Origin of the sequence: Ralstonia sp. TCR112 (assembly GCF_007997035.1) — a bacterium.
Lineage (GTDB): Bacteria > Pseudomonadota > Gammaproteobacteria > Burkholderiales > Burkholderiaceae > Ralstonia > Ralstonia edaphi.
Genome location: NZ_VOSS01000059.1, coordinates 1 through 21,638, shown reverse-complemented (window position 1 = coordinate 21,638; position 21,638 = coordinate 1). Strand labels below are relative to the sequence as shown.

General features: G+C 66.7%; 18 protein-coding genes and 3 pseudogenes. 6 read left to right on the top strand and 15 right to left on the bottom strand.

Going from position 1 to position 21,638, the window contains the following annotated elements; all coding sequences use genetic code 11:
• Window positions 1-4 precede the first annotated feature (4 nt).
• The 3 genes from FUT88_RS15355 to ychF all read right to left on the bottom strand — a co-directional run bounded on the left by FUT88_RS15355 (window position 5) and on the right by ychF (window position 4,209).
• Window positions 5-472, bottom strand: a complete 468-nt coding sequence (locus FUT88_RS15355) for a response regulator (protein ID WP_147216391.1) — start codon at window positions 470-472, stop codon at window positions 5-7.
• Window positions 473-513: 41 nt separating this feature from the next.
• On the bottom strand, window positions 514-2,784 hold the full coding sequence (locus FUT88_RS15350; RefSeq protein WP_261797181.1) for an ATP-binding protein: 2,271 nt from the start codon (window positions 2,782-2,784) through the stop codon (window positions 514-516).
• Between the two features lie 330 nt (window positions 2,785-3,114).
• The gene (gene ychF, locus FUT88_RS15345) at window positions 3,115-4,209 is read right to left on the bottom strand and encodes a redox-regulated ATPase YchF (protein ID WP_147216390.1); all 1,095 of its coding nucleotides are present in this window, start codon (window positions 4,207-4,209) and stop codon (window positions 3,115-3,117) included.
• A 408-nt stretch (window positions 4,210-4,617) separates the two neighbouring features.
• Here ychF and FUT88_RS15340 point away from each other — a divergent pair, with 408 nt between their 5' ends.
• A complete protein-coding gene (locus tag FUT88_RS15340) occupies window positions 4,618-4,995 on the top strand; it encodes a flagellar protein FliT (RefSeq protein ID WP_147216388.1) in 378 nt (125 codons plus the stop codon).
• Window positions 4,996-5,020: 25 nt separating this feature from the next.
• Here FUT88_RS15340 and FUT88_RS15335 read toward each other — a convergent pair whose 3' ends face one another.
• The 3 genes from FUT88_RS15335 to FUT88_RS15325 are packed head-to-tail and all read right to left on the bottom strand — an operon-like array spanning window position 5,021 to window position 6,257.
• Window positions 5,021-5,494, bottom strand: coding sequence for a lytic transglycosylase domain-containing protein (locus FUT88_RS15335; RefSeq protein WP_147216386.1), 474 nt, complete (start codon window positions 5,492-5,494; stop codon window positions 5,021-5,023).
• Between the two features lie 24 nt (window positions 5,495-5,518).
• Complete coding sequence (locus tag FUT88_RS15330) at window positions 5,519-5,857, bottom strand: hypothetical protein (RefSeq protein ID WP_147216384.1); 339 nt, start codon at window positions 5,855-5,857, stop codon at window positions 5,519-5,521.
• Between the two features lie 10 nt (window positions 5,858-5,867).
• Window positions 5,868-6,257: a hypothetical protein gene (locus tag FUT88_RS15325; protein WP_147216382.1), complete on the bottom strand. Its 390-nt coding sequence runs from the start codon at window positions 6,255-6,257 to the stop codon at window positions 5,868-5,870.
• Window positions 6,258-6,621: 364 nt separating this feature from the next.
• Between FUT88_RS15325 and FUT88_RS15320 the strand changes: the two genes are divergently transcribed.
• From FUT88_RS15320 to FUT88_RS15300, 5 genes are all read left to right on the top strand, one after another.
• Complete coding sequence (locus tag FUT88_RS15320; RefSeq protein ID WP_147216381.1) at window positions 6,622-7,917, top strand: UbiH/UbiF family hydroxylase; 1,296 nt, start codon at window positions 6,622-6,624, stop codon at window positions 7,915-7,917.
• 46 nt (window positions 7,918-7,963) lie between these two features.
• A complete protein-coding gene (locus tag FUT88_RS15315) occupies window positions 7,964-8,710 on the top strand; it encodes a DsbC family protein (RefSeq protein WP_092975612.1) in 747 nt (248 codons plus the stop codon).
• 78 nt (window positions 8,711-8,788) lie between these two features.
• Window positions 8,789-9,805, top strand: coding sequence for an MDR family oxidoreductase (locus FUT88_RS15310; RefSeq protein WP_147216379.1), 1,017 nt, complete (start codon window positions 8,789-8,791; stop codon window positions 9,803-9,805).
• A gap of 67 nt (window positions 9,806-9,872) precedes the next feature.
• The gene (locus FUT88_RS15305; protein ID WP_147216377.1) at window positions 9,873-11,729 is read left to right on the top strand and encodes a M61 family metallopeptidase; all 1,857 of its coding nucleotides are present in this window, start codon (window positions 9,873-9,875) and stop codon (window positions 11,727-11,729) included.
• A gap of 16 nt (window positions 11,730-11,745) precedes the next feature.
• Complete coding sequence (locus FUT88_RS15300) at window positions 11,746-13,962, top strand: FUSC family protein (protein WP_147216375.1); 2,217 nt, start codon at window positions 11,746-11,748, stop codon at window positions 13,960-13,962.
• A 457-nt stretch (window positions 13,963-14,419) separates the two neighbouring features.
• Here FUT88_RS15300 and FUT88_RS15295 read toward each other — a convergent pair whose 3' ends face one another.
• The 9 genes and pseudogenes from FUT88_RS15295 to FUT88_RS26755 form a co-directional block, all read right to left on the bottom strand.
• The gene (locus FUT88_RS15295) at window positions 14,420-15,211 is read right to left on the bottom strand and encodes a uracil-DNA glycosylase (protein ID WP_147216373.1); all 792 of its coding nucleotides are present in this window, start codon (window positions 15,209-15,211) and stop codon (window positions 14,420-14,422) included.
• Window positions 15,208-15,867, bottom strand: a complete 660-nt coding sequence (locus FUT88_RS15290) for a CYTH domain-containing protein (RefSeq protein WP_147216371.1) — start codon at window positions 15,865-15,867, stop codon at window positions 15,208-15,210. Before FUT88_RS15290 ends, FUT88_RS15295 begins: the two co-directional genes overlap by 4 nt.
• A 10-nt stretch (window positions 15,868-15,877) precedes the next feature.
• Complete coding sequence (trpC, locus tag FUT88_RS15285; protein ID WP_147216369.1) at window positions 15,878-16,681, bottom strand: indole-3-glycerol phosphate synthase TrpC; 804 nt, start codon at window positions 16,679-16,681, stop codon at window positions 15,878-15,880.
• Between the two features lies 1 nt (window position 16,682).
• A pseudogene (trpD, locus tag FUT88_RS15280) lies at window positions 16,683-17,719 on the bottom strand (anthranilate phosphoribosyltransferase).
• 13 nt (window positions 17,720-17,732) lie between these two features.
• Window positions 17,733-18,164, bottom strand: a complete 432-nt coding sequence (locus FUT88_RS15275) for a lysozyme inhibitor LprI family protein (RefSeq protein ID WP_147216367.1) — start codon at window positions 18,162-18,164, stop codon at window positions 17,733-17,735.
• On the bottom strand, window positions 18,164-18,733 hold the full coding sequence (locus FUT88_RS15270) for an aminodeoxychorismate/anthranilate synthase component II (RefSeq protein WP_147216365.1): 570 nt from the start codon (window positions 18,731-18,733) through the stop codon (window positions 18,164-18,166). The genes FUT88_RS15275 and FUT88_RS15270 overlap by 1 nt, the downstream gene beginning before the upstream one ends.
• A 17-nt stretch (window positions 18,734-18,750) precedes the next feature.
• Window positions 18,751-20,282, bottom strand: a pseudogene (gene trpE, locus FUT88_RS15265) (anthranilate synthase component I).
• 401 nt (window positions 20,283-20,683) lie between these two features.
• Window positions 20,684-21,412, bottom strand: coding sequence for a phosphoglycolate phosphatase (locus tag FUT88_RS15260; protein ID WP_147216363.1), 729 nt, complete (start codon window positions 21,410-21,412; stop codon window positions 20,684-20,686).
• Window positions 21,409-21,534: pseudogene (locus tag FUT88_RS26755) on the bottom strand (ribulose-phosphate 3-epimerase); the annotation flags it as partial. The gene FUT88_RS15260 and the pseudogene FUT88_RS26755, both read right to left, overlap by 4 nt.
• Window positions 21,535-21,638 lie beyond the last annotated feature (104 nt).

Below are 21,638 nucleotides of genomic sequence, written 5' to 3'. Positions count from 1 at the left end.
GCGGCTAGCTCGCCGGCAGCGACGTGCGCCGTGCCCGGGTCGAGCCGGGCGGCGGTTCGTTGAGCACCGCCCAGAATACGCCCAGGTCGGCAATCGCATCGACAAACGCGCGGAACTCCACTGGCTTGACCACGTAGGCGTTGACGCCCAACTCATAGCTGCGCAGCAGGTCGGTTTCTTCGCGCGACGAAGTGAGCATGACCACCGGCAGGCTCTTGAGCGCGGGCGTTGCGCGGATCTCGGCCAGCACTTCCAGCCCGTCGATCTTTGGCAGCTTCAGGTCGAGCAGCACCACGGCGGGGTTGCCCGGCACGCGCTGCGCGTACAGGTTGCGCGCGTGCAGGTAATCCAGCGCCTCGGCGCCGTCCCGGGTGACGACCACGTCGTTGGCAAGCTGGCTGCGCTCCAGCGCCAGCAGGGTCAGCTCGAGGTCGTTCGGGTTGTCTTCAACGAGCAGGATGGGTTTGAGCATGGTGACAATGAGCGTGGAAAAGAACGATCAGGCATCGGGCGTCATCGTGCGAAGGCTCGCTCGGATGCCGCTTGCGGGTCGGGCGTGCGCGGCAGGGCGAAGTAGAACGTCGCGCCGCGGTTCAGCTCGCCCTCGGCCCAGGTGCGGCCGCCGTGGCGATCGATGATGCGCCGCACATTGGCCAGGCCGATGCCGGTGCCCTCGAACTCGTCCATGCGGTGCAGCCGCTGGAACACGCCGAACAGCTTGGCCACGTATTCCATCGAGAAGCCCACGCCGTTGTCGGCAATGCGCACGATGGTTTCGGCGTCGGTCTGTTCGGCGTCGATTTGGATGCGCGCCGGATCGCGGTCACGCGTGTATTTGACGGCGTTGGAGAGCAGGTTGCGCATGGCCAGTTGCAGGAATGCCGGATCGGCGCGCACCACCGGCAGGGCCGCGATGTTCCATTCGATATGGCGACGCCCCTGGTCGAGCGTCAGATCGCGCACGACGCCGCGCACGAGCTGCGTGAGGTCGACATCGGTCAGGTGAAGTGCGCCGCGTCCCATCTGCGAGAAGGTGAGCAGATCGTCGACCAGCTTGCCCGCGAAGCGCGACGACTCGGAGATCGTCTGCAGGAAGTGCCGCCCACGCTCCGAGACGTGCTGCCCCTCCATCTCGTCGAGCAGTTCGGCATAGCCGGCGATATGGCGCAGCGGCGCGCGCAAGTCGTGCGATACGGAATACGAAAACGCTTCGAGTTCGTGGTTGGCGCGGCGCAGTTCGCTGGTCAACTCCGCGGCTTCTTCGGCGCGGCGCAGCACGATGTTCAGGACGGCGTAGCGGAACTCCGCTGCGGTTTCCACTTCGCTCGTGCGCCAGGGGCGCGAGGTGTGGACGATGTGCTCCTGCCAATGGCGCGTGCGGCCAAGCATGTGCGCGGTATCGCTGTCGGCGGCCTTGTCCGGCGCGTCGCCTGCCCAGCGTACGGTGTGCGGGCTTTCGGGGCGAAACCACAGCACGTAGTGCCGATGCAGTTGCGAAACCTGCACGGCCAGTACGCCGCTGGCCTGGGGCAGGAGCGCGGCGCCATCCGGATAAGTGGCGGCCAGGCGGTCGGTGTGGAAGACCTCGCCGGGGTGCGCCTCGGCCAGCCATTCGGTCAGGCGCAGAATGCTGTCTTCGTCCGGCGCGGCACCGATGCGCATGCACTCGCCCTGGCGCACGATGGCGGCGCCGCTGGCCGAGGCAAAGCGCAGCAGATCTGCCGGATGCTCGAGCAGCCCGTCTTCGAAATGGTCGCGGTCTGCCATCGCGGCCAGCAGGCGCACGAGGATGCGTCGAAGTTCCAGCCGGTGCGCGATCTCGGCGCGGTCTTCTTTCGCCTCGATCTGAAGCGACAGAATCTGCGCGAGGTGTTCGCATGCCGTGCGCACTTCAAACGACAGTGAGCAGGGCGTCGCGTGGTGGCAGGCGATCAAGCCCCAGAGACTGCCGCGCACCGTAAGCGCCAGCGTGAACGAGGCCTTCGCCCCCATGCCGCGCATGGTTTCGCGCTGCGCTCCGGAAGCGGCGCGCAGGGCGGCGTATGTCAGGTCGGTCGTCCGGCCGGTGGACGGATGCAGCGGTGGCACCAGCCCCACCGCGATGTCGTCCACGTCTGCCACGAGCCGCAGCGGATTGTGGCTGTACAGGGTACGCAGTTCGGGCGTGATGCCCGCCCCAGACAGGTGTGTGCCGACCAGCGTGTCGTAGGCCTCGTCGCGCGCTTCGGCCAACGCCTGCAAGGAGCCATCGCGCTCAATGCGGTAGATCGTGACGCGGCCAAAGTGGGTGAGACGGCGGACTTCGCGGGCGGCAAGGTCCGTGAGTGCATCGACGGTGCCAACGGCTTGCAGGCTGCCGACAAACGTGCGCATCAGCGGATACATCGACGCAAACGCGCCGTCGGCTGCATGCACGGCCGGTTCCAGTTCCAGGATCAGCGCGCGCTTGTGCCGGTGCATGACCGCGTCGAGCGCGTGGCCGTGCGGTGTCTGCAGCGTGCCGATATATAACGGGTGGCCGTCGATGCTGTGCGTGGCCAGGGCGCGCTCCAGCACCTCGCGGCCGGCGCTGCCCACCACACGGTCGACGCTTGCCCCCAGCGCGCTAGCCAGCGGCGTCCCCAGCGCGGTCTCCAGGTTTTCGCTCACCTGCTGGATGCGCAACTCGGGTTCGGACAGGCACAGCAGCACCCCGCGCGACTGGATGGCAGCGCTGCTGCCAATACCCGGCGTGGCGTCGATGTCGTCGACTACGGACAAGGGCGGGGGCGATTGCGAACTCATGGCGTTGGGCGAGTGCGCCGACCGGCAGGCGTTGGTTGAATGCGGTGGCGGCGAGCTGCCCCGGGCGAGAGGCCTACCGGGGTTCAGCGTATCTGCGGTGCGCCACGCAAGTCACGTGCCCGAGACGCGAAAATGGCGCAGCAAAGCGCTCCGAAGGCCATCGCAACGGCCTTATCGGCACTACGTGTATGTAAAAAGTGATGCCGGGCCACCTCAACGTTACAAGGCCCGGCAGCACGCACCTCGCCCAGGCACGGTGTTGCCGCGCTCGCGTTGTCCATGAAAAAAGCCCTGCAGTGATTGCAGGGCTTTTCGTTGTGCTTGCGCCGATCAGACGTTGAACAGGAAGTGCAGCACATCGCCGTCCTTGACGATGTATTCCTTGCCTTCTGCGCGCATCTTGCCGGCTTCCTTGGCACCTTGTTCGCCCTTGTACTGGATGAAATCCTCGTACGAAATCGTCTGGGCGCGGATGAAGCCGCGTTCGAAGTCGGTGTGGATGGCCGCGGCGGCGCGCGGGGCCGTGTCGCCGATGTGGATCGTCCAGGCGCGCACTTCCTTCACGCCGGCGGTGAAGTAGGTTTGCAGGCCGAGCAGCTTGAAGGCCGCACGGATCACGCGGTTCAGGCCGGGCTCTTCCATGCCGATGTCGGCCAGGAATTCGGCCTTGTCGGCGTCATCCAGATCGGCGATTTCGGCTTCGATGGCGGCGCACACGGCCACCACGGGCGAGTTCGTCTGCGCGGCGTAGTTGCGCACGGCGTCCAGGTGCGGGTTGTTCTCGAAACCGTCTTCGCGCACGTTGGCAACGTACATGGTCGGCTTGGCGGTGATCAGGCACAGCGGCTTGAGCGTCGCCCACTCGTCGTCGGTCAGGTTCAGGCCACGCACGGGCTTGGCTTCGTCCAGCACCTTCTGGGCTTTTTCCAGCACGGCGACCAGCTTGGCGGCTTCCTTGTCGTTGCCCGACTTGGCGGCCTTGGTGTAGCGCTGCAGCGCTTTTTCGACCGTACCCAGGTCAGCGAGGGCGAGTTCGGTGTTGATGACTTCGATGTCGGCGATCGGGTCGACCTTGCCGGCGACGTGGATCACGTTTTCATCTTCGAAACAGCGCACCACGTGCGTGATGGCATCCGTCTCGCGGATGTTGGCGAGGAACTGGTTGCCCAGGCCTTCACCCTTGGACGCGCCCGCCACCAGGCCCGCAATGTCGACGAACTCGACCACCGCCGGCAGCACGCGCTCGGGCTTGACGATCTCGGCCAGCGCCTGCAGGCGGGCGTCCGGCACTTCCACCACGCCGACGTTGGGCTCGATCGTGCAGAACGGGTAGTTCTCGGCGGCGATGCCGGCTTTGGTCAGGGCATTGAACAGGGTCGACTTGCCGACGTTCGGCAGACCGACGATGCCGCATTGGAGGCTCATGGTGAAAAAGGCTCTGAATCAAGGGGTTGCGTGACGCGGGGGAGGCGGCAGCACAGCGGAATCGGGGCTGTGCGCGTCGTTCACGGAAAGGCGTGATTGTAACCGCTCCGGATGCGTTCTCGCCCCGGAATGAAAGCGCATTCGGTCGGGCGGGGCGCTCGGCGGCTCGCGGTGTGAAGGCGTTACGGCCCCGTTACGCGTTACGTTCCAGAAACGTAACAACTTCGGTTGAAGCGGCTGTTTTTCGGGGCTGGGTCGCTTGGGGCCGGACCCCCTCCGTATCCTTCCGAGCCAAGCCGGCAAAGGCTTGAGCGCCGTTTGCGCGCGAGTCTGAGACGGCTGCGGCCCGCCGGGCATGCCTATTGCACTGGCTTCCCGCAAACAACACGTTTGATTCTGGAGCACAGCATGTCCTGGACCGTCGCCACCGCTGCCCGCCCGATCCATACGGTTTCCGACAGCGCCGGCCTGTTCGCCTGCTACGAGGCCATCGCGAACTTGTCCGAGGACATGGTGGACGCCGCCGAACGCGGCGATTGGGATGAGGTCAGCCAGCTGGAGCGCGAATGCGCGGCACACATGGAGCGCCTGGGGCATGGTGTGCGCCCGGCCCTGTCGCACGAAGAAGTGCAGCGCAAGCGCGACCTGATGATGCGCATCCTGGCCAACGACGCCCGTGTGCGCGCGCTGGTCTGCCCGCGTCAGGATGAACTGATGCGCCTGGTCAGCGGCGAGCGCCGCGCCATCGGCGCACGTCAGGCCTACGCCGCCGTCTCGTACTACTGAGCGGCAGCCCGGGGCCGGACCCGATTCAGCGGTCGGCCCGCAATTCCCCCCACGACATCAGCACCCGCTGGATGCTCCGCGCATAGGCGTCGCGGTGGACGGGCGTCTCGGAGTGATACGCGCCGATGGCCCGCCACGTGTTTCCATGGCGAACCATTTTTTGCTTGAGCAGCCAGGCCGCCACGAACACGTTGACGCAGGCGTCGGTCAGCGCATGGCGCGGTACGCCGTAGCGCGCCAGCGTGCCGAAGTGGATCGAGTTGATCTGCGCCTGGCCAATGTCGACCGAGCCATCGGCGTTGCGGTGGATGGCGGCCGGGTCGCCCTTCGATTCAAACCACACGATCGCGCGCAGCACCGTCGGGTTGACGCCCTGATAGGCACCGGCCTGTTCGAAGCAATCGCCTGACGCCGCGTGCGCCGCCACGCTGGAACCCGCCAGCAAGAATGCCGCGGCAAGGCGGCGCCAGTTCAAGCAAAGAAGGCGGGCGAGGGGCATGACGGCTCCGGCGGCAATCGTTGATTACTTCTGCAGGGCCACTTCAAGCTGACGCTCGATGCCGGCCAGATACGTGTGCGATGCCTCCGACACCACCATGCGGGGCACCGGCTCGGTCGCCTTGCGCGACTGCGTGGCCGCGACCTTGCGCTTGCCGCCGCGCGCGTGTGCCACGGGCGCCGGTTCCATTTCGGCGCCGCCGCCGGGCGGCAGCATCGCCAGCGAAGGCAGGGGCGGATAGACACGGTCGGGCGCCGCGGCCGTCGCCGGCATCAGTGCATCGGGCGGGGCGGCAAAAGCCGAAGCGGTCGAGACGCTCAGCAGGCCGACGGTGAGCGGGAAAAGCAGATGGGTCATGCGCATGGCGTTCCTCTTAATCCTGCGTGCGGATCGTCACGCTGTAGGGCTGGCTGGCGCTGACGGTCAAATTTTCCAGCCGCACGTAGCTGGCACGCTGGGCCGGCACGCCATTCCACAACGCCTGGTTCAGATAGCGGAAATCCTGGGCCAGCGCAGCCACCTGGATCGTCGCCGGCCGTTTTTGCGCAGCGGCGAGCGCGCCGGCCTTGGTCAGCACTGCGGTCAGTTGCGGGTCATGCGCGCCCAGTGCGTCGGGCGGGATGGCGAAGGTCATGACTTCGCCCGGGGGCGCGGTGCGGGCCACGGGGGCGGGCGTCTGGGCAGGCATTTGCGCACAGCCGGCCAGTGCCAGCAATGCGGCTAGCGTCAGCGAGACGGCGGAGCGTTTGGAGAAAGTCCACATGGCGATGAGGAATGCGTGGATCGGACCCGAACTGTATCGGCGGGTCGCGCGTGTCAAAACGTCGAATTACCGGGCTTTTATCGCCCATCCCGACCGATGGCTTGAGCGGCTGAAGTCGGGTGGAAACGGCATCACATCGCGGGTCTGCGGGTGGGCGGAGCATCTTCCACATATGTGGCAGAGGCGGCATCTGCGCCCCAAAACGTGCGTACCCCGCTGCACTAGGTTCGGGGGACGAAAACGTCCTGCGCGGCAGGGGTAGGCGTAAACACTGAGCCGACACGAGCGGACGCCATGTGTCGGTCGCGACACATTTGCGCGACCACAAGGCTGCCGCACCCCCCGCCGCTATAATCGGCCCACCATGAATACACCCGCGTTTTCCTCTTCCAAGGCGGCTTCCCGGGAGGCTGCGCCCTACCACTTGGCCGTGGTGGGCGGCGGCATCGTCGGGCGTGCCTGCGCCCTGCGGCTCGCGCAGATCGGCTTGCGCATCGCGCATATCGCACCGCCCGCGCCAGCCGCCGCGCCCGCCGGGCCGGACGCCTGGGACGCGCGTGTCTACGCGTTCTCGTCCAGCTCCCAGGCGCTGCTGGAGCAGTTGCGCATCTGGCCGGCGCTCGACATGACGCGCGTGCAGCCGGTGCACGACATGCGCATCTTCGGCGATGACGCCGCCGCGCGCGGCGAGCACGCCCACCCCGACCTGCACTTTTCCGCCTACGCCGCCGGCACGCCGCAATTGGCGTGGATTGCCGAATCGTCGCTGGTCGAGCGCGCGCTGGAAACGGCGCTGCGCTTCGCTCACACGGTGCAGACCTTCCCGCACGCCGCCACCGGTTTCGAAATGCAAGCCGACGCCGTGCGGCTGACGCTGGCTGACGGGCAGACGATCCGCGCGGAATGCGTGATCGGCGCCGACGGCAAGCATTCGTGGGTGCGCGAGCAGGCCGGTATCCAGGCCGAAGCGAAGCCGTATCGGCAGCTTGGCGTGGTCGCCAACTTCCAGGCCGAGCACTGGCATCAGGACACCGCGTGGCAATGGTTCCTCGGCGCATCGGCCGAGCAGGCCGCCGCCACGGATGACGCCGCCCCGGTACGCGGAGAGATTCTCGCGATGCTGCCGCTGCCCGATCGGCGCGTGTCGATGGTCTGGTCCGCCAGCGAGGACCACGCCCGCGAATTGCTCGCGCTGTCGCCCGAGGCGTTGTGCCGCGCAGTGGAAGCTGCGGCGGGTGGCGCCATCGCCGCTCGCTTCGGGCGCTTGTCGAACATCACGCCTGCGCAGGGTTTCCCGCTCGTGCTGCAACACGCCAGCCGGGCGGTCGCGCCGCGCGTGGCGCTGGTAGGCGATGCGGCCCATGTGATCCATCCGCTGGCCGGGCAGGGCATGAACCTCGGGCTGCGGGATGTGTCCGAAATCGGTCGCGTGATGGCGGAACGTGAAACCATGCGCGATCATGGCGATCTGAGGTTGCTGCGCCGTTACGAACGTGCCCGCCGCGAAGATCTGCTTTCGCTCACGGCCGCCACGGACGGTCTGCACAAACTGTTCGCCCTGCCGGGCGCGCTGCCACGCACGGTACGCAACGCGGGGATGCGCATGGTGGGCATGACGCCATTTATCAAACGCTTGTTGATCAAGCACGCACTCGGCTGAGGCCATCTCAGCGGATTTGTGGTTTTTCGGGGTTCCAGGAGTCGTTATGTCGTTTCGTATTCGGGTGGCGGCCATCGCCTCTGCGGTGGCAGTGGCAGCCATTGGCGCTGGCTATGTGTTGAGCGCCGGCGCCGCCGAGCCCGCCTTGGACAAGGTCAAGGCCACCGTGCAGAAGGCCCTGGGCCCGAACGTGGAGATCAAGAGCGTCACCAAGTCGCCGCTGGCCGGCCTGTACGAGATCAACCTCGGCAGCCAGGTCGTCTACAGCGATGCCACCGGCCGCTACGTGCTCAACGGCGACCTGCTCGACACGCAGACCGCCACCAACCTCACGCAAGAGCGCCTGGCCGAGCTGAACCGCGTGAAGTGGTCCGACCTGCCGCTGGACCGCGCCGTGAAGTGGGTCAAGGGCAACGGCGCACGCAAGATCGCCGTGTTCTCCGATCCGAACTGCCCGTACTGCCACAAGCTGGAGCAGATGCTCACGCAAGTCGACAACGTCACCGTCTACACCTTCCTGTTCCCGATCCTGTCCGAAGACTCCAACACCAAGGCCAAGCAGATCTGGTGCTCGGCCGACCGCGCCAAGGCCTGGCGTGACTGGATGACCGCCAAGACAGCCCCGGGCGGCGCCGGCACCTGCGACACGCCGCTGGAGGCCAACCTGAAGCTCGGCCAGCAGCTGAACGTGACCGGCACGCCGGCCATCATCTTCCCGGACGGAACCCGGGCGCCGGGCCTGATCGATGCGGCCACGCTGGAGCGCAAGTTCGCCGCGCTCAAGAAGTCGTAATTCGCACGAAGGAAGCGCCGGTCGATCCGGCGCTTTTTCTTTTGGCGCTCGCATTCACCTCATCTTCGGAGACTTGGCATGTCGTTTCGCGCGCTGATGCTGGAAAAGCAGGATGGCGGGCGCCTGGCCCACATCGTCGACCTCGATGACGCAGCGTTGTCCACACCCGAAGCGCTGGCCAACGACGTGACCGCCGGCGACGTGCTGATCCGCGTGGACTGGTCGACCATCAATTACAAGGACGGCCTGGCCATCACCGGCAAGGGCCCCGTCGTGCGCAAGTGGCCGATGGTGGCCGGTATCGACGGCGCGGGTGTCGTGCTCGATTCATCGCATCCGGATTGGCGGACCGGCGATGCGGTGGTGCTCAACGGCTGGGGCGTCGGCGAGACGCACTGGGGTTGTCTTGCCCAGCAGGCGCGGCTTTCCGGCGATTGGCTCGTGGCATTGCCGGCGGGGCTCGACGCGCGGCAGGCCATGGCGATCGGCACGGCCGGCTACACGGCGATGCTCTCCGTGCTGGCGCTGGAGCGCGCCGGCGTGAAACCCGGCGACGGCGAGGTCCTGGTGACGGGCGCGTCGGGCGGCGTGGGCTCGATCGCCATCGCGCTGCTCGGCAAGCTGGGCTACCGCGTGGTGGCATCCACGGGCAAGACGAATGAGGCCGATTTCCTGCAGGCGCTGGGCGCGACGGATGTCATGGATCGCGCCGAGCTTGCCGCCCCGGGCAAGCCATTGCAGAAAGAGCGCTGGGCGGCGGTGGTCGATTCGGTGGGCTCGCACACGCTGGTCAACGCCTGCGCACAGGTCCGCTACGGCGGCGTGGTCACGGCGTGCGGGCTGGCGCAGGGCATGGATTTTCCGGCCACGGTCGCGCCGTTCATCCTGCGCGGCGTGACGCTGTGCGGCATCGACAGCGTGATGGCGCCGCGCGCGCTGCGACAGACCGCGTGGCAGCGCCTGGCTGCCGATCTGCTGCCCGATCGCCTCGCCGCCATCACGCGCGAGGTGACGCTGTCCGAGGCCATCGACGCCGCCCACGGCATCATGGCCGGCAAGATGCGCGGGCGCGTCGTGGTCGACGTCAACCGATAGGCTGGCAGGCCGGTTTGCGGACGATTTGCCTTCGGCAGCGTGGGACGGCAACGCTACAATGTCCGCCATGAAGCCGATCCGCTACACCATCGCCCCCGCCGCGCCCGAGGCGCACGTTTTCACCGTCACCGTCACGGTTGATGCGCCCGACGCCCAGGGCCAGCGCTTTTCGCTGCCGGCGTGGATTCCGGGCAGCTACATGATCCGCGAGTTCGCGCGCAACATCGTGCGGATCGAGGCGTCGTCCGCCCACAGGCCGGTGCGCCTGACCAAGGTCGACAAGCACACGTGGTGGGCCGCGCCGTGCACCGGGCCGCTGACGATTTCCTACGACGTCTATGCGTGGGACTTGTCGGTGCGCGCCGCGCATCTGGACGCCACGCACGGCTTCTTCAACGGCACGTCGGTATTCCTGCGCGTGGAAGGCGCGGATGACCAGCGCTGCCTCGTTGACATCCAGCCGCCCGCCGGAGAGGCCTACCGCGGCTGGCGTGTCGCCACCGCGCTGCGCGAAGCGACCGGCCGCGTCCAGGGCAAGGCCGGCGCCAAGCGCTACGGCTTTGGCTGGTACGAAGCGGCCAATTACGACGAGCTGATCGACCACCCCGTCGAGATGGGCACGTTCGAGCTGGTGTCGTTCGAGGCCTGCGGTGCGCAGCACGACGCCGTCTTTACCGGCCGTGTGCCGAACCTCGATCTGGAACGCATCGCCCGCGATTTCAAGCGCATCTGCGAAGCGCAGATCCGCCTGTTCGAGCCGCAGACCGCCACGGCGCCGTTCCTCGACAGCAACCGCCGCTACGTCTTCATGACGATGGTCACCACCGACGGCTACGGCGGCCTGGAACACCGCGCCAGCACTGCGTTGATGTGCGCGCGCAATGACCTGCCCGTGACCGGCCGCGATGAAACCACCGAGGGCTATCGCACCTTCCTCGGCCTCGTCAGCCACGAGTATTTCCACACCTGGAACGTCAAGCGCATCAAGCCGGCCACCTTCGTGCCGTACGCGCTCGACCGCGAGGTCCACACGCCGCTGCTGTGGCTGTTTGAAGGGTTCACGAGCTACTACGACGACCTGATGCTGGTGCGCTCGGGCCTGATCTCCGAAGCGCAGTATCTGGAGATGCTCGGCAAGACGTGGAACGGCGTGCTGCGCGGCAGCGGCCGCCTCAAGCAGAGCGTGGCCGAAAGCTCGTTCGACGCCTGGACGAAGTACTACCGCCAGGACGAAAACGCGCCCAACGCCATCGTCAGCTACTACACCAAGGGCTCGCTGGTGGCGCTGGCGCTGGACCTGACGATCCGCACGCAGACCCACGGCGAACGTTCGCTCGACGACGTGATGCGTGCCCTGTGGGTCACGTACGGCCGCGACTTCTACGCCGCCGGCCACACGCAGCGCGGCGTGACCGAAGCCGGGCTCATCACGCTGATGGAAGAAACCACCGGTGTGCGCCTGCGCACCCTCGTGCGCCAGTTGAGCGAAGGCCGCGACGACCCGCCGCTGCCCGCGCTCTTCAAGGCGATGGGCGTGAGCGCCACGCGCAAGGCCGCCGACACGGCGCTCGCGCTGGGCGTCAAGACGGCCGCCGAAAACGGCTTCGTCAAGCTGCAGCAGGTCTTCGACGATAGCCCGGCGCAGCGCGCTGGTTTGTCCGCCGGCGACCTGATCGTTGCAGTGGACGGCCTGCGCGTGCCGGCCGGCCAGCTCGACAAGATGCTCACGCGCCATCGCGCCGGCGATACGGTGCCGGTGCACGTGTTCCGCCGCGACGAACTGATGACGCTGAACGTGACGCTCGCCACCGATGCGACGCCGCAGTTCACGCTGGCGCTGGCGACGGAGCCCTCGCCGCTGCGCTCGGCGTGGCTGGGCAAGCGGTCGTCAGCGCGCAAGGTGACGCGCGGCAAGTCGGCCTGACGCGTCGCCTGATCCGATGGATTACGTCCACGATCCGCGCACGTTTCTCTACAGCCATTACGTCTCGCGGGGCATCCGTACTGCCACCGGCGTGATCGGCCTGACGCTGCTCGCGCTGCTGGTGATGGACCTGCAGGGCGCGATGGTGGTGTCGATCGGCGCGCTGTGCACCAGCCTCATGGATTTGCCCAGCCCGCTGCGGCACAAGTTCAACGAGATGATGGCGTGCGTGCTGCTGACCACGGCTGTCACGTTCCTCGTGGCGGTCGTGACGCCATACGCGATCCTGCCGGCAGTGATTGTGGTGGTGAGCTTCCTGGCGGGGCTCATGGTGGCGTACGGCAACAAGACGATGCCGCTGCAGTTTGCGGCGCTCTTCGTCATGACGCTCACGTTTACCGAGGAATTCGCCTTCCGCGAAGCCGTGGAGCACACGCTGCAGTTCTTCCTCGGCGCGATCGGCTACATGGCGTTTGCGATGGCGGTGGCGTGGGGCCAGCGCCGCCGCATCAAAGAGCAGGTGTTGGCCGAATGCCTGTACGAACTGGCCGTCTACGTGGAACGCAAGGCCGGCTTCTACGACGCATCCAAGGATTTCGACGAGCAGTTCAATGCGCTCGTGCGCCAGCAGATTTCGGTGGCCGACAAGCAGCAGGTGGCGCGCGATTTCGTCTTCCGCGATAACCGCACCGCCAGCGATGGGCGCCTCGTGCAGATCCACATGCGGATGCTCGACATCTACGAGTACCTGCTGTCGTCCAATACCGATTACCCGCTGCTGCGCCAGTGGCTGGCCGACGCCGAGGTGATGCGTCTGCTGCGCGACGTGATCGAACGCATGCGCCTGGACATCGAAGGCGTGGCCTATGCCGTTGGCCGCGACAGGCCGTCGCCCACGCCGATGTCGTATGACCAGGAGATGGCCGCCATTGAAGGCGCGTTGCACGAACTGCAGCACAACCACCATGGCGTGCCCATCGAAGCCATCGCGGCGCTGGAGGAATCGGTGGCCACGGTGCGCGGTGCAATCCGCCTGATGGCGCAGCTGCACGCCGCCACCGCCACACCGGTCGAACTGTCGCAGGTGCTGCTGCGCCCGGACATGACGCCGTTTCTCACGCGGCAGAAATACGAGCTGCGGCTGGTGCTGGAAGAGCTGACGTGGCGTTCGCCGGTGCTGCGCTTTGCGCTGCGCATCTCGATGGCCGTGGCTGCCGGTTTGTGGATTGCCGACCACCTGCCATATGCGTCGCATGGCTACTGGGTGTTGCTGACCATCGTCGTCATCCTCAAGCCGACCTTCAGCATGACGCGCCAGCGCAACTTCGACCGGGTGCTCGGCACGCTGATCGGCTGCGTGATTGCGGCGGTGATTCTGCGCTTCACCCATTCGACGTGGGTCCTGATGGGCGTGCTGTACCTGTCGACGGCGGCAAGCGCGGCCTTCGTCACCGTGCGCTACCGCTACACGGCCATCGCGGCGTGCGTGCAGGTGCTCATCCAGATCAACCTGCTGCTGCCCGGCAGCAAGGACGCCATTGGAGAACGGCTCGTCGATACGCTGATCGGCGCGGCCATCGCCACCGCCTTCAGCTATGTGCTGCCTGCCTGGGAATACCGCAACCTGCCCAAGCTGGTGGACGACGTGCTGCGCACCAACCGCCGCTTTATCGAAGCCGCGCGCGACTTGCTGCTCGGCACGCTCAAGGACGACTTCGCCTACCGCGTGCAGCGCAAGCAGTTCATGGAATCGCTGACCGGGCTCATCGCTGCCTTCGCGCGCATGCTCGACGAGCCCAAAAGCCGGCACCGCGCCGTCGACAACCTGAACCGCTTCATCGTGCAGAACTACCTCGTGGCGGCGCACGTCGCGGCGGTGCGCATTCTTGTGCGGCAACGCGCGCAGGAACTGGATGAGGCCGATACGCGGGCGCTGGTCGAGCAGACGGCAGAAGCCGCGCTCGAAAGCCTGACGCGCGCCAAGGAGCGCTTCGACCAGGCCGTCCATGAAGGTGGGTGGGGCGTGCGCCCGCGCGACACGCAGGAGCTGGGCGCAGCCGACTTCGCCGATCAGTCGGCACGCTCGCGCATGGTCGACGCTGCGGCCGAATCCGAATCGCTGTCGGCGATGCACCTGCTGGAGCGCCGCCTGCAGGCGCTGCGGGCCGACACGTCCAAGATCGCATTGCGCTGCGGTGCGCTCGGGCGCGCGCTGCGTATTTCGAAGGACTAGCGCAGCCGGGCTGAGCCTCGGACCGTCGACGACGGCGCTCAAAGAGCCGAAGTCCAGCGACAGACAGTCGAAATCCAGCGTTTAAGCGTCAATGGTCAGCCTCAGAGGGCCGAGGTCGAGTCTCGGAGGGCCGACCACGGACCCTGAAGACTCAAACTGGGGTCGGAAAAAAGTCGAATTTGGGCCTCGGAGAGTCGAGCGCGACCCTCAGACAGTCAAAGACGACCTTCAGAGCGTGAACGTTGGGCCTCGGAGGGTCAAAGTGTCGGACCTCAGAGAGTCGAAGCCGGGCCTCGGAGAGTCGAAGTCGAATCTCGGAGGCTCGAAGTCGGTCCCCCGGGAGTCAAAGTCGAACCTTGGAGAGCCGACCTTGGCCCTTAGACGTTCAACGCCGGCCCCCAGACGGTCAAAGCCGACGCTCGGTGGCTCGTCGATGGGGCTGCATGGCCGGCGCGGTTCAGGCGGCCTGCGGTTTCAGCCAGTCGATGGTCGGCTGGTGCTGCGCCGCCAGCCAATCATTGGCCGTCTTGAAATGCCCGCACCCCAGGAATCCGCGATGCGCTGACAACGGCGACGGGTGCGGCGCCTCCAGCACCAGGTGCCCGTCCGAGAGCAGCGCCCGTTTGGCCTGTGCGTGGCTGCCCCACAGCATGAACACGCGCTTGTGGCCGACGCGCGCGAGTTGCTCCAGCAGGCAATCGGTGATGCGTTCCCACCCGCGCTTGGCGTGGCTCGCCGCCTGGCCTTGCTCGACGGTGAGCACCGTGTTCAGTAGCAGCACGCCTTGCTGTGCCCAGCCCTCCAGGTTGCCCGAGGTGCTCGGCAGCTTGCAGCCGAATTCCGCTTCGATTTCCTTGTAGATATTGCGCAGGCTGGGCGGCACGCGCACACCGGCCGGCACCGAGAACGCCAAGCCGTGCGCCTGCGGAATCTCGCGGCCATCGACGGTGCCCGTGCCGTGGTACGGATCCTGGCCGAGGATGACGACGCGCACATCGTTCACCGCCGTCAGGTGCAGGGCACGGAAAACGTCCGTCGGAAAGATCGGCTTGCCGGCTGCGCGCTCGCCATCGACAAAGGCGCATAGCTCCGGCCAGTTGGTCTGCGCGATACACGGCGTGAGGATTGCCTTCCAGTCGGCGGGCAGGGCGTCGAACTGCTGGGCCAGCGGGGTGAAACCTACGGCGGTCGTGTATGCGGCGGGTTCGTCGAAGAGGGCGGCTTGCGCCGGATTGGCGCGTCGCGTCACGGCTGCCCTCCCGTGGCTTTCGCGCGCAGCTGGTAGCCGCGTTGCGCCTTGCTGATGTCGAGCGGCGTGAGGCCGGCCACGGCGGCGCGCAGCTTCTGCGTCCAGGCGTGCAGGCGTTCGGCAACTGCGTCTTCGGTGAGCGTGCTGCCCGCGGCGGGCTTCCACTCCAGTTCCAGTTCGTCGATCGGCTCGCGTGCCTGGGTGCCGGGGATGAGGATGGCGCCGGCATCCAGCGCGATCTCGATCTCACCGCCATCCGCTGCGACATGCCACAGGCGGCGCGTGAAGTCGGTGCGGAACAGCGGGGCGAGCGCAGCCGCATGCGGGCGGACATAGTCGGCGGCTTCGGCGGCGTTGTTGGCAGCGAAGGCATCGACGGACAGTGCGTCGTTCTGCAGCGGCACCTCCCATTCGTGGCGGGCGCTCAGACCGGACGTACTCACGGCTGCGGTTTTCAGCGTTTGCAGCCATTGGCTGCCCTGACGACGCACGCGCAACGCGGCGCGGTTGCGTGCCAGCGCCTGGTCGGGTGTGTCGTAGTAGACGTTCGCCAATTCCACCGAGCCGGCCGCCTGCGCATTGGCGTCCAGCCAGCCGACCAGCGCGTCGTGGGTGCCGGCCGATACGGCCAGCTTCAGTTCAATCTCGCGGGCCATTGTGTGGCGCTCAGGCGAACAGGCGGGCCAGTTCGGCGCCCGGGTCGTCTGCACGCATGAAGGCTTCGCCGACGAGGAACGCGTTGACGGCGGCGGCGCGCATCTTGCGCACGTCGTCCGGCGTGAGGATGCCGGATTCCGTGACGACGATGCGATCGTCCGGCATGTGCTTGAGCAGGCCGAGCGTGTTGTCGAGCGACGTCTCGAACGTGCGCAGGTTGCGGTTGTTCACGCCCACCAGCGGCGTTTGCAGACGCAGCGCGCGGTCCAGCTCGTGGCCGTCGTGCACTTCCACCAGCACGTCCATGCCGAGTTCCAGCGCGCACGCTTCGAGTTCTTCCATCAGGCCCTGGTCCAGCGCGGCGACGATCAGCAGGATGCAGTCCGCGCCCCACGAGCGGGCTTCGTACACCTGGTACAGATCCACCATGAAGTCCTTGCGCAGCACCGGCAGCGCGCAGGCGGCGCGCGCCTCGCGCAGGTAATCGGCGTGGCCTTGGAAGAACTGCTCGTCGGTCAGCACCGACAGGCACGCGGCGCCGTGCTCCGCATAGCTGCGGGCGATGTCGGCGGGCTTGAAGTTCGGGCGCAGCACGCCCTTGGACGGCGACGCCTTTTTCACCTCGGCGATGACCGCCGCGTTGCCGGCGGCGATCTTGTCGCGCATCGCCTTGGCAAAGCCGCGGGCGCCGAGCGTGCTGTCGGTGCGGTTGGCTTCGGCTTCGGCGCGTACGCTGGCGAGGTCGCGGTGCTTGCGCGCGGCGGTCACTTCTTCGGCCTTCACGGCCAGGATTTTCTGCAGGATGTCGGACATATCAGGCTTTGAACTGGTTGGTGACGCGCACGAGTTCGTCAAGCTTGGCACGTGCCGCGCCCGAGGCGATGGCTTCGCGGGCCAGCTTCATGCCGTCGCCGATCGAGCCGGCGATGTTGGCTGCGTACAGTGCAGCACCCGCGTTGAGCGAGACGATCTCGCGCGGCGTGCCGGGCTTGTTCTCGAGGGCGTCGATCAGCATGGCTTTGGACTCGTCGGCGTCGGCCACCTTCAGGCTGCGGTTGGAGACCATCTGCAGCCCGAAGTCTTCCGGGTGGATTTCGTATTCGGTGACGACGCCGTCCTTGAGTTCCCCGACCAGCGTGGCAGCGCCGAGCGACACCTCGTCCATGCCGTCCTTGCCGTAGACGACCACCGCGTGCTTGGCGCCCAGGCGTTGCATCACGCGCACCTGAATGCCGACCAGGTCCGGATGGAACACGCCCATCAAGATGTTCGGCGCGCGGCCGGGTTGGTCAGCGGCCCCAGGATGTTGAAGATCGTGCGCACGCCCAGTTCCTTGCGGATCGGGGCGACGTTCTTCATGGCCGGGTGGTGGTTGGGCGCGAACATGAAACCGATGCCCGCCGTCTCGATCGATTCGGCCACCTGCTCGGGCGTCAGCATGATGTTCACGCCCAGCGCTTCCAGCACATCGGCGCTGCCGGATTTGGAGCTGACGCCGCGTCCGCCATGCTTGGCGATGCGCGCGCCGGCCGCTGCCGCCACGAACATCGAGGCGGTGGAGATGTTGAAGGTGTTGGCGCCGTCGCCGCCCGTGCCGACGATGTCGACAAAGTGATCGGACACCTCAGCGGGTACATCAACCTTGGTGGCGAATTCGCGCATGACGGTGGCAGCGGCCGCGATTTCGCCGATGGTCTCTTTTTTGACGCGCAGCCCCATGGTGAGGGCGGCTGCCATGACGGGCGACATCTCGCCGCGCATGATGAGCCGCATCAGGTGCAGCATTTCGTCGTGGAAGATTTCCCGATGTTCGATACAGCGGACGAGCGCTTCTTGCGGAGTGATGGACATGGTCGTTCCGTATTCAGTTGGGCGCTGCCGGAGCCGCAGCCGGGGTGACCGGCTGTGCGGCGTCGCGCAAGGCGCCGATGCGCTCACGCGAGAGATCGGCCTCGCATGCGGCTTCTGCCAGGTCGGCATCGGGCGCATTGCGGGCCAGGCGGCGTTGCAGGTCGCATTCGGCCTGCCGGTAGAGTTGGTGTGCGCGCACGGTGCGGTCGAATGCCATGGCGGCGCCAGGGTCCGTGCCTTTGTTGGCAGCCATGCGGGCGCGCAGCGCGGTGCGGCGTGTCGATTCGGCCGACGCCAGTTCCGTTTGTGCCGCCTTGCGTGCGGTCTGCACGCATTGGGCGACGTTGCCGGCCTCGGGCTGGGCCGCGCGGCAGGCGTCCAGCGTACCGGCCATCGCCGGCAGGCTCGCCATCATCGCCAGCGCGACCGTGCATGAGCGGCGCATCAGACGCGTTCCTTCAGGAAATTGCCGAGCAGCGCGTGGCCGTGTTCCGACAGGATCGATTCCGGGTGGAACTGCACGCCTTCCACCGGCAGCGTCTTGTGGCGCACGCCCATGATTTCGCCGTCTTCGGTCCAGGCCGTTACTTCTAGGCAGTCCGGCAGCGTTTCACGCTCGATCGCGAGCGAGTGATAGCGCGTCACCTTGAAATGCCGCGGCAGGTTGGCGAATACGCCCACGCCGGTGTTTTCGATGGTGCTGACCTTGCCGTGCATCACCTTCTGCGCGCGGATCACGCGGCCGCCAAACGCATCGGCAATCGCCTGGTGCCCGAGGCACACGCCCAGGATGGGCACGCGCCCCGCAAAGTGCTTGAGCGCCGGAACCAGGATGCCGGCTTCGGTCGGCGTGCATGGGCCGGGCGACAGGCAGATGCGCTCCGGGTTCAGCTTTTCGATCTCTTCGATGGTGATCTCGTCGTTGCGATAGGTGCGTACGTCCTGGCCGAGTTCGCCAAAGTACTGGACGATGTTGTAGGTAAAGGAGTCGTAGTTATCGAGCATCAACAGCATGGTGGTCTCCTTTAACCTCAGAAATCGGCGTCGAGGCCGTCTTGCACTTGCTCGGCCGCACGCAGCACGGCGCGCGCCTTGTGTTCGGTCTCTCTCCATTCGGCATCGGGGTCCGAATCGGCGACCACGCCGGCGGCGGCCTGCACATAGAGATTGCCGTCCTTGATGATGCCGGTGCGGATGGCAATGGCCAGATCCATCTCGCCCGAGAAGGAGAGATAGCCCACCGCGCCGCCGTAGATGCCGCGCTTGACCGGCTCCAGCTCGTCGATGATCTCCATCGCGCGCACCTTGGGCGCGCCCGACAGCGTGCCCGCCGGGAAGGTTGCGCGCAGCACGTCCATGTTCGTCATGCCCGGTTTCAGGCGGCCCTCGACGGAGCTGACGATGTGCTGCACGTGCGAATACTTCTCGATGACCATCTGGTCCGTCACCTTGACCGAGCCGATCTCGGCAATGCGGCCGATGTCGTTGCGCGCCAGGTCGATCAGCATGACGTGCTCGGCGATTTCCTTCGGGTCGTTGAGCAGCTCGGTGGCGAGTTCAGCGTCGCGCTCGGGCGTGTTGCCGCGCGGGCGCGTGCCGGCCAGCGGGCGGATCGTCACGATGCGGGCGGATTCGTCCGCGCCGTTGCTGCTGTTTTCAGCAGCCGGCACACGGCGCTCTTCCTGGCGCACCAGGATTTCCGGCGACGCCCCGACGATCTGCATGTCGCCGAAGTTGTAGAAGTACATGTACGGCGACGGGTTCAGCGAGCGCAGCGCGCGGTACAGCGACAGCGGCGCATCGCGGAACGGCTTGACCAGGCGCTGGCCGATCTGCACCTGCATCATGTCGCCGGCAGCGATGTATTCCTTGGCCTTGAGCACGGCGGTGATGTAGTCCGCCTTGTCGAACTCGCGGATGGTGTCGTGCGCACCGACGCCGACGTCACCGGCACATCGACCGGCTGGTGCAGCTTCGTACGCAACGCGCGCAGCCGCTGCTTGGCGCGCGAATAGGCTTCGGGTTTCGACGGGTCGGCGTAGACGATGAGGTAGAGCTTGCCCGACAGGTTGTCGATCACGGCCAGCTCTTCGCAGAGCATGAGCTGGATGTCGGGCAGTTGCAGATCGTCGGGCGGGGCGGTCTCGGCCAGGCGCGGTTCGATGAAGCGCACGGCGTCGTAGCCGAAATAGCCGGCCAGGCCGCCGCAGAATCGCGGCAGGCCCGGGCGCAGCGCCACTTTCTGGCGGCGCTCGAAGGCGGCGATGAAGTCCAGCGGGTTACCTTCGTTCGTCTCCACCACCTTGCCGTCGGTCACCACTTCCGTGCGGTTGCCCTTGGCGCGCAGCAGCGTGTGCGCATGCAGGCCGATGAAGGAGTAACGCCCGAAGCGCTCGCCGCCTACCACCGATTCCAGCAGGAACGTATGCGTGCCCCGGTCGTGCGATTGCGCCAGCTTCAGATACAGCGACAGCGGCGTCTCCAGGTCGGCCAGTGCCTCGGCAATCAGCGGAATGCGGTTGTAGCCCTGGTCGGCCAGCGATTTGAATTCGAGTTCGGTCATGAGCGGTCAGGTCGATTCGCCGGGCGGGCAGGTGCTCGCCCGCCGGCATGCGTTCGGTCCACGGCAAACGCAAGAGCGTCGATGATGCCGTCGGAACGTTAGCAGAACATCAGGGATGGGAACGCGCGAACGTCGTAAAAGCGACCGTGCGATCCCGCAAGGGTCGTCCGCAGCCGATAGCGGGCAGGCGGAAGACCGGCGGGCGGTCAGCGTTTGGGGCAGGAGACGCGAGGGTGGCTTGGGCGGCGCGCTCATGACGCGCCAGAATGCCGAAACCGGGGAAGAACGATCAGCAGCCGTGCAAACGCTTACGCCCGGACGAGGGCGTGCCAGGGCCGCCAGGGCCAGGCCCCCCGGTCACCACCAGCGTCGACGCGTTTGCGATTCAGGAACATGGATCGTCAGTTGGAAGCGGCAGAGGCTGTGTTGTGTGGCTCTGCATAGGGCCGGATCAACTCGGCTGCCGCAAAAAGTGTGTCGACTATAGCATCGGCTCCGGCGTCCTGTATAGGCTGGCCGTGGTTGTAGCCATACGGCACCGCAAGCACCCGCATGCCGGCCGCGCGGGCCGCCCGGGCGTCGTTTTCCGAGTCGCCGATGGCCACGATTTCAGCCGGCGTCAGGCCAAACGCCTCCGCCACGCGCAGCATCGGATAAGGGTCGGGTTTGCGGTACGGGAACGCATCGCCGGGGTAGACCAGGTCGAAGCTGGCATCCAGCCCCAGTTGCGCGAGCAGCGGCTGCGTGAAATCGTGTGGCTTGTTGGTCACGCATGCAAGCGCCAGACCAAGGTCTCGCAATGCGGCCAGCCCTTCGCGCACGCCGTCGTAAACACTTACGTACTGGCCGTTGATGGCGATGTACGCGCGCTGGTAGGCCTCGAGAGCCTCCGCAAAGCGGCTGTTGGCCTGGGCAGGCGGCAGGCGTGCGTCGAGCACGCGCCGCACCAGGTTTTCCGACCCCTTGCCGACATAGCCCACCACTTCCTCGGCCGACATGTCCGGCGTGGCGCCCAGCGCCTTGAGCATGGCGTTGATGGCGGCGTGGAAGTCGCCGGCCGTGTCGACCATCGTCCCGTCCAGATCGATGATGACGCCTCGGACTGCTCCGGCCGGCAGCGTGCCCGTCATGCCGTAACGCCAGCCAGGGCCTGGCGCAGCGCGCCAACGGTGCCGCGGTAGCCGCCATCCGCATCCGGCTTGCCGAACACGGCCGAACCCGCGACGAAGGTGTCGGCGCCGGCCTTGGCGAGTCAGGAATGATGCGATTCGACCGGGCTGACCATCAGATGCAGCGTCGACTCGGGCATCCCGGCTTGCCATCTTTTGTGCGTGCGGCCGAATCGCCTCGCAGCCA